Raw genomic sequence first — 13,913 nt, forward strand, 5'->3', positions numbered from 1 at the left:
AAATTAACTCTATTATGTATTGTCTTCACCATTACAATTGCTATCAATTTTATCATTTAAAATTTCTCTTGTATACGGGTGAATTTCAACATTACTGTCATCACAATCTAAGTTATTGGTAACACCTTCTGTTGGCGAGAATTTTTCTGAACCATAGCCATCTCCGTCTTCATCTATATAGTATTCGATAATGTCTATAATACCATCGCAGTTATCATCAATTCCATTTTTAGCTATTTCTACTGCTTTTGGATGTATCGCTGAATTATCGTCATTACAATCTCCTGCAAACCAAGAATAATTGTCTGGCGCATTGGTATTATTATCAATTTCAAGAATGATTTCTGTATCGCTACCAAAGTCATCACCATCTTTATCTATATAAAAAGTATAAGCAAATTTCCCGTTACAATCTTCATCTATATCATTATCTGGTATTTCTGCTGCACCAGGGTATACATTTGCATTGGTATCATCGCAATCTGTATCATCTAGTACATATCCTTCAGGTTGTTCATTTTGCAATATAGAATTACCTGTTAAACCATAACCATCATCATCTGCATCTTTAAACCAAACACTGTCTTCTAAGTCACCGACTAATCCAGGAGAACAACCTGCTCCAATAATAAAAATAGCAGATATTAGAAGTGCTATTGGTATAATAGTATTTACAATTAATTTTTTCATGATTTTAGTTTTAAAGTGTTATTGATTTTAATTTGAGATATAAATAAGTTGTTATGCTAATAAAAATAAATGCAATAAATTGAGAATGTGAAAGGTAATCTTGTATAATAAAACCTCTTGAATCTCCTCTAAAAAGCTCTAACAGACTTCTTGCAATTCCATATAATATGATGTATGAAAGAAATACTTGTCCATCAAATTTCTTGTTTTTTCTGATAATAAAAAGCAAGCTCATAATTATTAGAATAGAAAATACTTCGTATAATTGAGTAGGATGGACGGTTACCGAATTTGTACTTGGAAAACTAATTCCGAGAATAGAATTTGTTGGTTTTCCATAACAACAACCTGCAAAAAAGCAACCCATTCTACCAATTGCATGTACAATGGTTGTGGTAATAGCTAGAATATCCATTAAAGGTAAAATTGTTATTTCATGTTTTTTTAAATACCAAAAAGTAAATAATATTATGCAAATAAAAGAACCATAAAAAACAAATCCACCAGAAAAAATACTGAATATATTTTTTGGGTTTTGTATGTAATAAATAGGTCTTTCAAAGAATAAAAATAATTTTCCACCAACATAACCAGCAATAAAAATTAAATAAAAAAAGATGTTTGGTAAAACGAGATTTAGTCTTTTTTTAGTTTGCCATTTTGTATATAAAATTGCTAATAGTGTACCAAAAACAATACAAATTGCATACGTATAAATAGTAATGTTTTGATATTCTAATAGCTTTGGATACATTTTTACAGTTTTTTAATCTAGTATTTCTACCAATTACTTTAGTTAATAATTCGACTACATGACCAGAGATGCATCAAAGTATTTATTTTTAAGTCTTTTATAAGGTGTTATTTGTATAAATGATGAGCTCATTTAAGATAAGTTGGTTTTCATTAAAGGAAAGAAAAACTCCATATGATTTTTTAAAGAATATGGAGTTTTAATATTGAAAATCTAATTTCTCTTTTTCAAGGATGTTTTAGAGAGTGATTAATTTACAATCACTTTTTTAGTAGATGATTTTTCTTTGCTTATCAGTTTAAAGAAGTAAATCCCTTTTGATAAATTTAAATTAGAAATTATATTCTTACCGATGTTTACGTCTCTTTTTTTAATTTCTTTTCCAGTAATCGAGTAAATGAATAATTCAGACTTCTCTAAAGTGATAATATTCATTTTTCCGTTAGTTGGGTTTGGATATAAAGAAAACTCAAGAGTATTATATACATCAGTACTTAATGCAGTACATTCAGCCTGATTATTCACAAAGTTTGATGTTGTATCAATATTTGTCCAATTGTCTGCACTCCAAGTAGCATTATCAACCTCTATACAAGTTAAACTGGGATTGTTAATTGCATTAAAGAGTGTAAAAAGAGCGTTATTTCCGTTTTTTACATTTAAAGAAGTTAGCGCATTAGACTGTATATCTAAAGAGGTTAATAAAGTATGTGCACTTACATCTAAATTTGTAAGGTTATTATAGCTAACATTTAAAGTAGTTAAGGCTGTAAAATCGTTTATACCCGTTAAGTCTGAAATATTTTTACTGGAAATATCTAAATTAGATATAATATTTATATTGTCTGTAAACACTTTGCTATCTGGAGTTCCTTTATCTAAACCAGCATTTATTAATGCCATTTCAAAATTGTTATCAGGAATCGTAGTTTCTAGAGAAACTGTAGTATTGTATGTATTTGTTATTACAGGCGCATTATAATCGAAATAAATATTTGCAGTGGTATTAAAAGTATCACCAATAACTGCAGTGCTTTTTGGTTTTATTTTATAAAATAACCAACCATGACTAGCAGGTTCATTACTGGTACTATCTGCCAATTGTATGTTTTCAAAAATAAATTCTACTTTATTTGAGTTGGTAATTGCAGTTCTGTAAGAATGACTAGCTGCAATTGGTTGAAAAGTAGCCATGTCTAAACCTGCATCAATAATGTCTTTTACTACAATATTTATTGCAGATGCGGTACCTGTATTTTGAAAACGAACTCTATACGTTAAATCATTTGGTACTTGTGAGGTACTAATTTTATCACCTTCAAAACAAACCACATCATTGGGGTCGTAAGCATTTACAATAATATCAGAAAAAATATGAGTGTTATCTGTAGGTGTTGCATCACCTGTTAAAGGTGTAATGGAGGTGGTGTAGGTAATTGTATCCCCTCCATTTACCGGATTTATGGGGTCTGTAGGTGTATTTATTGTAAAGTAGACGTCAATATAACTTTCTTGAAAAGGTAGAAGGTTTGTATAATTCCAAGTTAAAGAATTACTTGTTTGAATGTCTGGTGTGTTACTCGCATTATTAAATGTTTCTTGATTCTCATTAAAATTTAAAGTAACCGCTCCGGACGGAATAATTGTAGAACCATTATTTCTGTAAAACACTCTTAACTGCGTATCAAAACCTGGTCTAGATTCCGATGTTGTAAAAGAATATATTTCTACGTCGTCTATTTGAGTATTTGCTGTAATACAAAAATCGATAGTTTCTGTGTTTCCAGAACCCGTAAAATTGGTGGTTTGTGTAGTTGGAGTTGCTGTAAAATATGAAGGGAAGTTTGGTATTAATTCAGTTGTTACAGAAGTGTCATTAATATAAATTGTGTAGGTGCCATCTACAGCACTAAAAGCAGCCGCACTAACATTGGTACTTGTACTGTTAATTCTAGTATTTACAGATTTTGTATCTGCAGCATCGCAACCATCATTATTAAAATCAAAAGAAACTGTACCAGTTATTGTATTAGAATTTACAGGCACAAAAGAACAATATTCTGTAAAGTTGGTTTGCGAATCTATGTTTGCATAGATTCCTGCAGAAACGGTAGCATCATCAACACAAATAGAAAATAAATTTGGATTGTTATTTGCCACTAAATTATTACTAGAAATGCTAGATGTATTTCCATTTTTAAGATTTAAACTGCTTAAATTAGGATTAGAGTTACAGTGTAAAGCATTTAAATTTGTAAAACTTGATAAATCTAAATCTGTTAAAAGGTTACCTGTACAATATAGATTATTTAATGTTGTACTTGTTGTAGTATCTAAACTTGTTATTTGATTTCCATTACAACCAAGGGTAGATAAAGAAGTGTTAGATAATGTATTTATGGTTGTTAAGTTATTGTTACTACAAGAAAGGTTAGACAAGCTTGTATTTAAGCTTACGTCTAAAGAATTTATAGCGTTATCACTACAAATTATAGTAATTAACCCTGTGTTTAAACTTGTGTCTAACGTTGTTAATTGGTTATTGCTACATATTAATGTTACTAAAGTAGCTGTAGAAGGTAAGGTTAAACTTGTTAATAAATTATTGGCAGCGTTTATAGAGGTTAGTCCAGTTGATACGGAGGTATCTAAAGTTGCTAATTGATTAATGCTGCAGTTTAAAGTTTTCAAAGATGATGATATTGGTAAAGTTAAACTTGTTAATGCGTTGTTAGAGGTGTTTAAAGTAACTAAGCCTGTAGCCATGGATGTATCTAAAGTTGTTAAGTTATTTTGATTACATGACAGTTTTGTTAAAGTAGTACTAGCAGGTACTGATAAATTAGTTAAAGAATTAGAATATATAGAGATTTCTATTAAACCTGTGGAGATAGAAGCATTTAAACTGGTAATACTATTACTCCAAGAATGTAAATGAGTTAATGTATTAGAAGAAGGTAGTGTTAAACTAGTTAAGTTATTGTTATAACTTTTTAAGGTGATTAGGGAGGTGTTGTTTGTAGCATCTAAACTTGTAATCTGATTTTGAAAACATTCTAGGTTCGTTAAGGCTAAAGAAGATGAGGTGTTTAATGATGTAAGTTGATTATATTCACATTTTAAACTTTCTAATAGAGGTGTATTTGTTATGTTTAAATTTGTTAATACATTATTATTTGTGATTACAGATGTTAATGCCGTTTGATTAGAAAGATCTAAGGTAGATAAGTTATTATAAGAAGTATTTAATGTTGTTAATGTTCCTGTATTCGGAAGTATAAGTGTTGAAATACCTATGGACATTCCACTAAAATCATTATAATTAATATTTGAAGCACAATCCAAATATGTTAGATTAGATAATGCAGATAGGTCTAAACTAGTTAAATCATTATTACTACAAGTTAAAGAGGTTAAATTAACAAAAGCTTCTATTCCTGTAAAATCTGAAAGACCGCCTTCTAAAAACCCCATAATTTCAAAACCTTGATAGCCAGAAATAATTAATTCCGTTACAGCAGCGGCTTCGGATACCTGTATTTCATTATCATTATTAGTGTCTATACTTGGTGAGTAGTTTAGAAGAGCTTGTTTGAATTCAGTATCTGGGATATTTACAATCTGGCTAAAAATTGTACTAGAAATAAACAAAAAAGTAAGAGAAAGTAGTTTTAGTTTCATAAAGTTGATTTTTTTTAAGTTAGGACTTGTTTTTAGCGGAGTAAAAGAGGTAAAACATTGTTTTTTAATAGTTAAAAGACGTATAAAACTAAGCGTTTTTGAGTTGTTTCTGATAGTGCATTAGAGTAAATAAGGGTTTGGTTAAAGGAAGCGTCTCTTTAGTTTATTCTAATAAAAGAAGTATTTTTGTTGTTATGAATACAATACTTACCAAAAGTTGGCAACCTCTTTTAGAATCAGAATTTCATAAACCTTACTTTAAAGAATTAACAAATTTTGTAACATTAGAATATGAAAATCACCAATGTTTTCCGAAGCAAGAAGATATTTTTGCTGCGTTTAACTTTTGTTCTTTAGATGATTTAAAAGTAGTTATTATTGGGCAAGATCCTTATCATGATGAAGGACAGGCAAACGGATTGTGTTTTTCTGTAAAAGACGGAATGAAACAACCACCTTCATTAAAAAATATTTTTAAAGAAATTGCAACAGATTTAGACCAAGAAATTCCACAAAGTGGGAATCTAGAAAAATGGGCAAAACAAGGTGTTTTATTATTAAATGCGACTTTAACGGTAAGAGCACATGAGGCCGGAAGTCATCAGAAAAAAGGGTGGGAAGACTTTACAGATGCTGTTATTAAAAGCATTTCTGAAGAAAAAGAAAACGTTGTTTTTTTACTTTGGGGTAAATTTGCAGAGAGTAAAATAAAATTAATAAATTTAGACAAACATACTATTTTTACCGCTCCACATCCGTCTCCTTTAGGCGCTTGGAGAGGTTGGTTTGGTTGCAAACATTTCTCTAAAACTAATGCCATTTTAAAGAACTTAGATAAACCTACGATAGAATGGTAGGAAAAGCAGTTTGGTTTTCATAAGGTAATAAAATAGCATCTAAAATGTCTTCTGTTGTGTCTGGGTAATCTACTGGGATAAAAACATCACTCTGAATCCATTTGGCTATTTTAAGAACTTGTTTTTTATTTAATTTTTTTAATACTGAAACCCCCATTTTTTTTAGTGCTAAAGCATTACATTGTTGTTCATATTGATTTTTCATAGGAATTACCATTAACTTTTTCTTTAAAAATAAAGCTTCAGAAGGTGTTTCAAAACCTGCCCCACAAAGAACTCCTGCAGAAGAAGCCATACTTTTTATAAAATCGAATTCGTTAATTGGGTAAATGGTAATGTTCTTTTTAAAGATTAAACGTTTATTTTCCTTAGAAAAAATATGCCATTTTATAATAGGTATTTTAGATAAGACTTCTACAATTTTAGCCACATTATAAGATGGTAAATAAACTGTTATATGCCCTTTGTTGCTTATTTTTTTAGCTCGAATACTTTTTCTTATAATCGGTGTAAAAATAGCAGAACTATAAGGTTTAAAATGAAAACCAAACCGAAGACTTGCAGGTGCGTAGTGTTTTAAAATTAGTTTTTCTATTTTGTGTTTTCCATATTTTGGAGAGGCAATATCTAAAACTGCGTTTTGGTGACTTAAAGATACAATGTTTATATTATTTATCTTTGCGGCCCAAGCAGAAACAGGCTCAAAATCGTTAACTATTAAGTCGTACTTTTTTATGGGAAAGTTTTTAATTTCATTATAAAAACGAGTTAATTTCATTTTTTTGTAGCTTTCCCAAAAGTCAATACCTCCTTTTTTACCGAAAGTGAAATTTAAGCCATGAAGTTTGTATTTTATGTCGAAACCCATATCTAAATTACTCTCATTTCCACTAATTAAAATATCTAAATCTCCTTTTTCTTGAAGAATTGGTATAATTTCTTTAGCTCTTGTTATATGGCCGTTTCCTGTACCCTGAAGTGCATATAATATTTTCATGATTAATTATTTTAAGGGTTTTTGAATATCAAATTCTTTCAATAATTCTTCAAAAAGAAAATTGTTCTTTTCTTCTTTATTTGCATTCTTTAGCTCATTTTTACTAAGTTTCTTGTCGGTGTTTTGAGCTATTTCATCATTTGCGTATTCATATAAACTCCATTTGCGATTTTTGTATTCTAAAGCCGTTAAATTTTCAATCCAATCTCCAGAGTTTAGATAGGTCGTTTTTCCTTTTTGGTTTTCAATTTCTCTAATTTCTGGTTGATGAATATGTCCGCATATTACATAGTTATACTCATTTTCAATGGCAATGTCTGAAGCTGTTTTTTCAAAATTGTCAATAAACTTAACGGCACTTTTTACACTGTTTTTTATCTTTTTAGAAAGTGATAACTTTCCGTAACCAAAGAGTTTACTAATCCAATTTATAAAGGTGTTTATTAGAATTAAAAAATCGTAGCCTTTTCCGCCTAATTTTGCTAACCACTTAGAATGTTTCATGGTGATATCAAAAACATCTCCATGAAAAATCCATGCTTTTTTATCATCAATGTTTAAAACGAGTTTGTTTAAAATTTTAAAGTTTCCTAATTGAAAACCTTTAAATTTTCGAAGCATTTCATCATGGTTTCCGGTAATGTAATAAATGGTTGTTCCTTTAGAAAGGAGAGAAGTAATGTGTTTAATTACATTCATATGAGACTTTGGGAAATAACGTTTGTTAAATTGCCATATGTCTATAATGTCACCATTAAGAATAAGAACTTTTGGCTGAATTGTTTTTAAGTAATTTAATAATTCTTTTGCTCTACAACCATAAGTACCTAAATGTACGTCTGAAATTACAACATAATCTAACTTTCGTTTTTTTTGTTTTTTCATTTTGTTTCATAAAAAGAAAAAGAATTGTTTCTTGTGTAAACAAGTTTATGAAGAAAATGATTTTCTAAATATATGTAAACAATTATCTTATTTCTAAGTTCTTTCAAACATAAAAAGAGAATGTGTTGTAAACGTAAAATAAAAATGAAAAAAAGGTAAGATAAACTTTATGAAAAAGTTTACGAATAGTTAGCTAACTATTAAGAGGCGTAGTGGTTTAGAGTAAAAAAAATCCGCAGTAAACGCGGATTCATTGAATTTGAAATTAAGAAACAATTAGATTTTAAGTTAAATCTACTTGCTTTAAGGTTGTTTGAATAGTTGTGGTGTTATCTGCTAAACCGCAAGATTTTGAGGTACTTCTACAAGAAGAAAAACAAAGGATTCCTAAAATACAAACTGCAATAAATATTACTTTTTTCATAGATAATGGTTTTTCGTGCTAAATGTACATATTTTTTATGAAATTGCTCGAATTTTTCTTCTCTTCAATAACGTTAAACTGTACCATTTTATTTTGTATGCGTGTAATTTTATTTTTAGAAATAGGTTTTCCGTCATTCCATTCAGTAATTTTTAACCATTGCTGGATGTCTTCTAATTGCTGCTCGTACCTAGCTGCCAGAATTTTATCAATAGCATCAATTTTTTTAAAGTCTTTTGTTTTGCCATTAATAATGTCTAAAACTTTTTTAACTTCTTCAAAATTATTTTCTAAAACTTCATCTCTAACTGCAATTACAAAACATGGCCAAGGAGTGGGGCAGTCGTCAATTAATCTAAAAGTACCATTGTCTACTAAGGGTTTTGTGGTAAAATGTTCCCACATAAAATAGTCTGCTTCTCCGTTGGTTAAAGCATCAATTCCACCTTGTAAATTACCAATTACTTTAAATTTTAAATTTGTAATATCCCAACCTTGGTTGTATGCGTTTACGATAGCCATTAAATGAGAACCAGAACCAAATCTACTAATGGCAATGGTTGCATGCTCTAAGTGTTCAATATTTTTAAAAGATGATTTTGCGCCTACATGAATTCCCCAAATTAATGGAGATTTTACAAATGTCTGTACAATTTTAGAAGGGTTTCCGTCTGCAATATCTTTAATAATCCCTTCGGTTAAAACAATAGCAATATCTACATCACCAGCACGTAAAGCTTTACACATGGCGCCTGTTCCGCCAGGGAAATCTTGCCAACGTAGATTGATGTTGTGTTTTTTGTATTCTTTGTTTTTTAAAGTTAAATACCAAGGATAATTAAAATGTTCTGGAACTCCGCCAATTGTAAGGTTTGTCATCTACTTAACTAATTTTTCAAGTGTATATTCTATTAAATCGGCAACTACTTTTCCTGGGTTTTCACTAAAAGATCCATTGGCTCTATTAGCTATAATTGCATTAATAGAACAAGCTTTGTGACCTAAAAGTTTAGATAAACCATAAATTGCTGAGGTTTCCATTTCTAAATTGGTAATTCTATGTTGGTTAAAACTAAAACTATCAATTTTATGGTTTAGTTCATTGTCTTGTATCGCTAAACGTAAAATTCTACCCTGAGGCCCGTAAAAACCTCCAGCAGTAGCTGTAATACCTTGATGTGTTTTATCAGATTTTAACCTGTCTTCTAATTCTTTACTATTTTCAATAACAATAGGATATGACTTTTTAGCACTCCAATTGGTATGCTTTACAAAAGCATCTTCAATTTCTGGATTAGAAATAGCATCAATTTGATAGGAGTGAAGCAAGCCGTTTAAATCTAATCCGTGAGAACCAATTACAAAAGAATCAACCGGAATATCATCCTGTAAAGAACCTGAAGTTCCTATTCTTACAATATTTAAAGAAGTTAAATTCTCTTTAGGTTTTCTTGTTTTAAGATCGATATTTACAAGTGCATCCAATTCATTTAAAACAATATCTATATTATCTGGACCGATTCCGGTAGAGATAACTGAAAATTGTTTGTTCTTGTAAGTACCTGTAGTTGTTTTAAATTCGCGTTTTTGAGTAGTAAATTCGATAGAATCAAAATGTTTTGAGATTTTATCGACTCTATCTTGATCGCCAACAAAAATTATATTTGTGGCAATATGTTCTGGTCTTAAATTTAGATGATAAATACTTCCATCCGGATTTAAGATAAGTTCAGATTGTTTTATAGACATTTAAGATGTAATTTGTAATAGTTTTTCTGATTGATGATTGTAAAGAAAACTATATTTTTTTGCTCCACCAAGATACGAATTTTCATTGCGAAGTTCGCCATAAAAATTTAGCTGGTTTTCTAATACTTTTTTTCCTTTTCTAGATAATTTTACCGGATCGAAAGAGGTAAATAATTTTTGAAGTTGTTCTATATGATGTTCGTACTGTAAATCTCCCAAACCATAAACAGTTTGTGTTTTTAGCAATTGCTGTACTAATTGATTTTTAGAAGAAAATTGTTGTGTGTTTGCAGTTTCTAAAATAGTATTTTCAACTTTATTTAATCCATTTTTAATGGAAGGAAATCTTTGTAAGTGTGCTTCTAAAGCTTCTACTAGATAAGTGAAAGGAGACATAGGATTGAATTTGTAGACCGTTTCTAATCTAAGCGGACTGTCTGAGCAGTATAGTTGCCAAATATAGTCTGCGTACTCAATATCATCTTGAGATAAATCTATTCTGTTTTTATAATGTTGCTGAATTTGATTTTCAGTAAGCTCAGACAAACTCTTTAGTTTCTTATTTCCTTTTATTTTACCATTAGTTACTAAAGAAATATGATAGCCACTTCTATAGGTTTTTAACCAACTAATAACGGCAATCATATTAATTTGACAGAACAAGTCGTGATCAAACCATAAGACTATTTCTTTAGATTCCTTCTTACTACAAAGGGTTCTATATTCTTTTAAAGTAAAGTCTATAAATTTCCTTTTGCTAATATTGTAGGAAGTTTTTAAAAAGTCGAACCTGTTTTTCCAAAAAGTTTCACTGCCAACATCTACAGTTGTTTTTCCTTCACATAACATTTCTCTCCAAGTAATAAAACTTCCAGAGAAATGAAGTTTTTTTAGATAGTTTGTAGTACTATCTCCATTTGTAATATGTAGTATAGACGAGTTCATAATTTATTAATAACGTTTACAGGAATTATTTATTGTAAGAGTACTAAATTTTATCCACCAACTCGCTTCACTTTAAAGCCTTTATCTTTTAGCATGGTCATTATTTGATCTCTAAAGTCACCTTGAATAATAATTTTATCATCTTTAAAACTACCGCCAACAGATAGTTTGGTTTTAATCTCTTTTGCAAGTTTTTTAAAGTCTGATGTTGCACCAGTATAGCCTTCTAAGATAGTAATTGGCTTCCCTTTACGTTTTTCGTATTTGCAAATAATCGGATCGTCTTGTAACCAAATATCCGATTTTTCTTTTACAGGTTCTACAGTTTCCTTATGCTCTGGAAATAAATTTTTTAATTGATCTTTAAAATCCATGTTTTCTCAGTCTTCAGTCTTTAGTTCTCAGTCTTCAGTTAACTTGTTACTGCCAACTGAAGACTGCCAACTGCAAATTATTTCTTTAATCCTAATTCTCTTAATCTTTCGTCTAAAAATTCACCAGCAGTGATATCTTCAAATTGTTTAGGGTTGTTTTTATCGATACAGTTTTCTAAAACATCTAATTTCATATCAGAAACAGGATGCATAAAAAATGGAATTGAATAGCGTGATGTTCCCCACATTTCTTTTGGTGGATTTACAACTCTGTGAATGGTCGATTTTAGTTTGTTATTACTATGACGAGATAACATGTCTCCAACATTAATCATTAATTCGTCTGGTTCGGCCATAGCATCAATCCAATCTCCTTTATGGTTTTGCACTTGTAATCCTTTACCTTGTGCCCCCATTAATAAGGTAATTAAATTAATATCTCCGTGGGCTGCAGCTCTTTCTGCTCCTTTAGGTTCTGTTTGTATTGGTGGGTAATGGATTGGGCGTAGAATACTGTTTCCGTCTTTAATATAATTGTCAAAATACGTTTCTTCTAAACCTAAATGAAAGGCTAAAGAACGTAAAACATATTTAGCTGTTTTTTCTAACATTTGATACGTTTCTTTACCAACTGCGTTAAAGTTTGACAATTCGTTTACGGTTACATTATCTGGATATTCTTTAGCGTATTTAGAAGCTGCGTCTACATACTGACCAAAATGCCAAAATTCTTTTAAATCTCCTTCTTTTTTTCCTTTCGCAGATTCTTTTCCAAAAGAAACATAACCACGTTGTCCTCCAATACCTGGAATTTCATATTTTTCTTTGGTTTCTATAGGTAAATCAAAAAAGTTTTTAATTTCTGTATATAAGCTTTCTACTAATTTGTCATCTAAAAAATGACCTTTTAAAGCTACAAAACCTATGTTTTCGTAAGCATGACCAATTTCATCAATAAATTGTTGTTTTTTGTTTTTATCCGAAGATAAAAAGTCTGCTAAATTTACACTAGGAATTTTATTCATGATGTTTTGTTTAAAAAATAAGGATGATAAAGTTACTAAAAAATACTAAGTTGTAATAAAATTACTTTTTCTTAAAAGGAATTAAGTACGTAAGTGTGTAGTTAAAACCGAAACCTGTACCACTATCAAAGACTCTATTAAAGCCGGGTGCGTAAAGAGTTTCAAAATTATCTGGTTCTTTTACACTCATAGCAATCTTATAAGAACCGCTAAAAGAAACAAAGAAGTTTTTAAAGGTTTCTACTTTTAAACCTATTATAAACTCTGTCCAATGTACATTTAAATCTGTAACCGATACAGATGAAGTTATTTCGTCTGCAGGGAAATATACTGAATTAACGTTGGGAGTGTAAGTGTTTAAAGTTTGATCGAAAATACTAAAACCATAACGAGCTCCTATAAAGATTTCATTGTTCATGTCTAACCAATTTTGGTAGACATTATAGTTAACACCAAGTCTTATATAACTTCCTTTTACGGTAGAGTTTGTGTAGTCTTCAGTAGTTGTTTCTTCTTCAAAACCAACTTCTGCAGCAAGGTATAAGTTTTTTTTAATTCTATAATCTCCTACAATTTCTAATCCAGAATAAGAACTATTAAATTGTGCCAAAATGGGTTTGCTAATGTCCACACCAACTCTTAATCCGTATTTAGATTTATAGACAATAGAATCTTTTTCAGCATTTATAAGTGTGTCTTTTTTCTGTTCTTGAGATTGTCCATTAACAAAAACAAAAAGGAAACAGACGCTAATGAAATATTTGTACATGTGCTGTGTTTTGATTGTCTAGTGTTGTTAATGTTGATGGTGTAAATTCTTTTATCCAAGTATTATCAGAAAAAAAAGTAACATCATTAAAAGTAATTTTATATCCACAAGAACGAGATACATATTCTTCTTTTGGAGTATAAGTTATGGTAAAAGTATCTACATCTGTTCCGTTAGAAAGTTTATAAACTGTTTCTGTTGTTAAACTATTTAAAGGAATATAAATAGAGTCTAAACTAGTACCATTAAAATCTGCGATGGTATCTTTCCCTTCTGCCCAAACATATAAAGTACTCACATCTTTTGTAGACTCCTTATTCGTGTCATCATAAAAACGCAATACCAAATTAGGAGTAACAGGGTTTTGTAGACAGAAATCATCTTTAGTACAAGAGGTGTTTATAAGCAAACCAATTACTAAAATAACTGTTATTTTATAGATACTATTCTTCAACTTCTACAATTTTATTGATGGCTTTAGCCAATTTAAAGTCTAGTTTTGTAACACCATCTACATCATGTGTGGTCAACTTAATATCTAAAGTATTATAGTTGTTTGTCCATTCTGGATGATGGTTTAAAGCTTCACACTCAAATGCAATTCTATTCATTGCAGACATACAATCTTTAAAGTTATCGAACTCAAAATCTGTATGCAAAGCATCGTCATAATAATCCCAATCTTGTAATTTTTCTAATTTTCTATTGATTTCGAAATCTGTTAGTTTTTTCATAGTGAAAAAGGATTTATGTTAATAAAAAG

The 13,913-nt window shown here is 29.8% G+C and carries 15 protein-coding genes; 1 reads left to right on the forward strand and 14 read right to left on the reverse strand.

Annotation, left to right across the window (positions count from 1 at the left end; all coding sequences use genetic code 11):
* Nucleotides 1–12 precede the first annotated feature (12 nt).
* From H0I28_RS01915 to H0I28_RS01925, 3 genes are all read right to left on the reverse strand, one after another.
* A complete protein-coding gene (locus H0I28_RS01915; protein ID WP_218760254.1) occupies nucleotides 13–690 on the reverse strand; it encodes a putative metal-binding motif-containing protein in 678 nt (225 codons plus the stop codon).
* Nucleotides 691–700: 10 nt separating this feature from the next.
* Nucleotides 701–1,444, reverse strand: a complete 744-nt coding sequence (locus H0I28_RS01920; protein WP_218760256.1) for a prolipoprotein diacylglyceryl transferase — start codon at nucleotides 1,442–1,444, stop codon at nucleotides 701–703.
* Between the two features lie 249 nt (nucleotides 1,445–1,693).
* Nucleotides 1,694–5,125 carry a T9SS type A sorting domain-containing protein gene (locus H0I28_RS01925; RefSeq protein WP_218760257.1) on the reverse strand — a complete coding sequence of 1,144 codons (3,432 nt, stop codon included), beginning with the start codon at nucleotides 5,123–5,125 and terminating at the stop codon, nucleotides 1,694–1,696.
* A gap of 194 nt (nucleotides 5,126–5,319) precedes the next feature.
* Between H0I28_RS01925 and H0I28_RS01930 the strand changes: the two genes are divergently transcribed.
* Nucleotides 5,320–5,982, forward strand: coding sequence for a uracil-DNA glycosylase (locus H0I28_RS01930; protein ID WP_218760259.1), 663 nt, complete (start codon nucleotides 5,320–5,322; stop codon nucleotides 5,980–5,982).
* Here H0I28_RS01930 and H0I28_RS01935 read toward each other — a convergent pair.
* The 11 genes from H0I28_RS01935 to H0I28_RS01985 all read right to left on the reverse strand — a co-directional run bounded on the left by H0I28_RS01935 (nucleotide 5,966) and on the right by H0I28_RS01985 (nucleotide 13,884).
* Complete coding sequence (locus H0I28_RS01935) at nucleotides 5,966–6,979, reverse strand: glycosyltransferase family protein (RefSeq protein ID WP_218733003.1); 1,014 nt, start codon at nucleotides 6,977–6,979, stop codon at nucleotides 5,966–5,968. The genes H0I28_RS01930 and H0I28_RS01935 overlap by 17 nt on opposite strands.
* Nucleotides 6,980–6,985: 6 nt before the next feature.
* Entirely contained in the window at nucleotides 6,986–7,864 is an 879-nt protein-coding gene (locus tag H0I28_RS01940; RefSeq protein WP_218752611.1) for a UDP-2,3-diacylglucosamine diphosphatase, read from the reverse strand.
* A gap of 283 nt (nucleotides 7,865–8,147) precedes the next feature.
* Entirely contained in the window at nucleotides 8,148–8,288 is a 141-nt protein-coding gene (locus tag H0I28_RS01945) for a hypothetical protein (RefSeq protein ID WP_218733005.1), read from the reverse strand.
* 18 nt (nucleotides 8,289–8,306) lie between these two features.
* Nucleotides 8,307–9,167: a substrate-binding domain-containing protein gene (locus H0I28_RS01950; protein ID WP_218760261.1), complete on the reverse strand. Its 861-nt coding sequence runs from the start codon at nucleotides 9,165–9,167 to the stop codon at nucleotides 8,307–8,309.
* Entirely contained in the window at nucleotides 9,168–10,037 is an 870-nt protein-coding gene (locus tag H0I28_RS01955; protein ID WP_218752612.1) for a nucleoside phosphorylase, read from the reverse strand.
* The gene (locus H0I28_RS01960; RefSeq protein ID WP_218760263.1) at nucleotides 10,038–10,982 is read right to left on the reverse strand and encodes a DUF1835 domain-containing protein; all 945 of its coding nucleotides are present in this window, start codon (nucleotides 10,980–10,982) and stop codon (nucleotides 10,038–10,040) included.
* A gap of 50 nt (nucleotides 10,983–11,032) precedes the next feature.
* A complete protein-coding gene (locus tag H0I28_RS01965) occupies nucleotides 11,033–11,356 on the reverse strand; it encodes a translation initiation factor (RefSeq protein WP_165730137.1) in 324 nt (107 codons plus the stop codon).
* Between the two features lie 77 nt (nucleotides 11,357–11,433).
* On the reverse strand, nucleotides 11,434–12,381 hold the full coding sequence (locus tag H0I28_RS01970) for an isopenicillin N synthase family oxygenase (RefSeq protein WP_218760265.1): 948 nt from the start codon (nucleotides 12,379–12,381) through the stop codon (nucleotides 11,434–11,436).
* A gap of 61 nt (nucleotides 12,382–12,442) precedes the next feature.
* Entirely contained in the window at nucleotides 12,443–13,150 is a 708-nt protein-coding gene (locus H0I28_RS01975; protein ID WP_218760267.1) for a DUF6048 family protein, read from the reverse strand.
* The gene (locus H0I28_RS01980) at nucleotides 13,131–13,604 is read right to left on the reverse strand and encodes a DUF6452 family protein (protein WP_254712623.1); all 474 of its coding nucleotides are present in this window, start codon (nucleotides 13,602–13,604) and stop codon (nucleotides 13,131–13,133) included. The genes H0I28_RS01975 and H0I28_RS01980 overlap by 20 nt, the downstream gene beginning before the upstream one ends.
* Complete coding sequence (locus H0I28_RS01985; RefSeq protein ID WP_068450203.1) at nucleotides 13,594–13,884, reverse strand: 4a-hydroxytetrahydrobiopterin dehydratase; 291 nt, start codon at nucleotides 13,882–13,884, stop codon at nucleotides 13,594–13,596. The genes H0I28_RS01980 and H0I28_RS01985 overlap by 11 nt, the downstream gene beginning before the upstream one ends.
* Nucleotides 13,885–13,913: the final 29 nt, after the last annotated feature.

The sequence above is a fragment of the Polaribacter sp. AHE13PA genome (assembly GCF_019278505.1).
Lineage (GTDB): Bacteria > Bacteroidota > Bacteroidia > Flavobacteriales > Flavobacteriaceae > Polaribacter.

Excerpts from the sequence above, each read along its gene's own strand:
- H0I28_RS01915 (WP_218760254.1), bottom strand. The coding sequence starts at position 690 with ATGAAAAAATTAATTGTAAATACTATTATACCAATAGCACTTCTAATA.
- H0I28_RS01920 (WP_218760256.1), bottom strand. The coding sequence starts at position 1,444 with ATGTATCCAAAGCTATTAGAATATCAAAACATTACTATTTATACGTAT.
- H0I28_RS01925 (WP_218760257.1), bottom strand. The coding sequence starts at position 5,125 with ATGAAACTAAAACTACTTTCTCTTACTTTTTTGTTTATTTCTAGTACA.
- H0I28_RS01930 (WP_218760259.1), top strand. The coding sequence starts at position 5,320 with ATGAATACAATACTTACCAAAAGTTGGCAACCTCTTTTAGAATCAGAA.
- H0I28_RS01935 (WP_218733003.1), bottom strand. The coding sequence starts at position 6,979 with ATGAAAATATTATATGCACTTCAGGGTACAGGAAACGGCCATATAACA.
- H0I28_RS01940 (WP_218752611.1), bottom strand. The coding sequence starts at position 7,864 with ATGAAAAAACAAAAAAAACGAAAGTTAGATTATGTTGTAATTTCAGAC.
- H0I28_RS01945 (WP_218733005.1), bottom strand. The coding sequence starts at position 8,288 with ATGAAAAAAGTAATATTTATTGCAGTTTGTATTTTAGGAATCCTTTGT.
- H0I28_RS01950 (WP_218760261.1), bottom strand. The coding sequence starts at position 9,167 with ATGACAAACCTTACAATTGGCGGAGTTCCAGAACATTTTAATTATCCT.
- H0I28_RS01955 (WP_218752612.1), bottom strand. The coding sequence starts at position 10,037 with ATGTCTATAAAACAATCTGAACTTATCTTAAATCCGGATGGAAGTATT.
- H0I28_RS01960 (WP_218760263.1), bottom strand. The coding sequence starts at position 10,982 with ATGAACTCGTCTATACTACATATTACAAATGGAGATAGTACTACAAAC.
- H0I28_RS01965 (WP_165730137.1), bottom strand. The coding sequence starts at position 11,356 with ATGGATTTTAAAGATCAATTAAAAAATTTATTTCCAGAGCATAAGGAA.
- H0I28_RS01970 (WP_218760265.1), bottom strand. The coding sequence starts at position 12,381 with ATGAATAAAATTCCTAGTGTAAATTTAGCAGACTTTTTATCTTCGGAT.
- H0I28_RS01975 (WP_218760267.1), bottom strand. The coding sequence starts at position 13,150 with ATGTACAAATATTTCATTAGCGTCTGTTTCCTTTTTGTTTTTGTTAAT.
- H0I28_RS01985 (WP_068450203.1), bottom strand. The coding sequence starts at position 13,884 with ATGAAAAAACTAACAGATTTCGAAATCAATAGAAAATTAGAAAAATTA.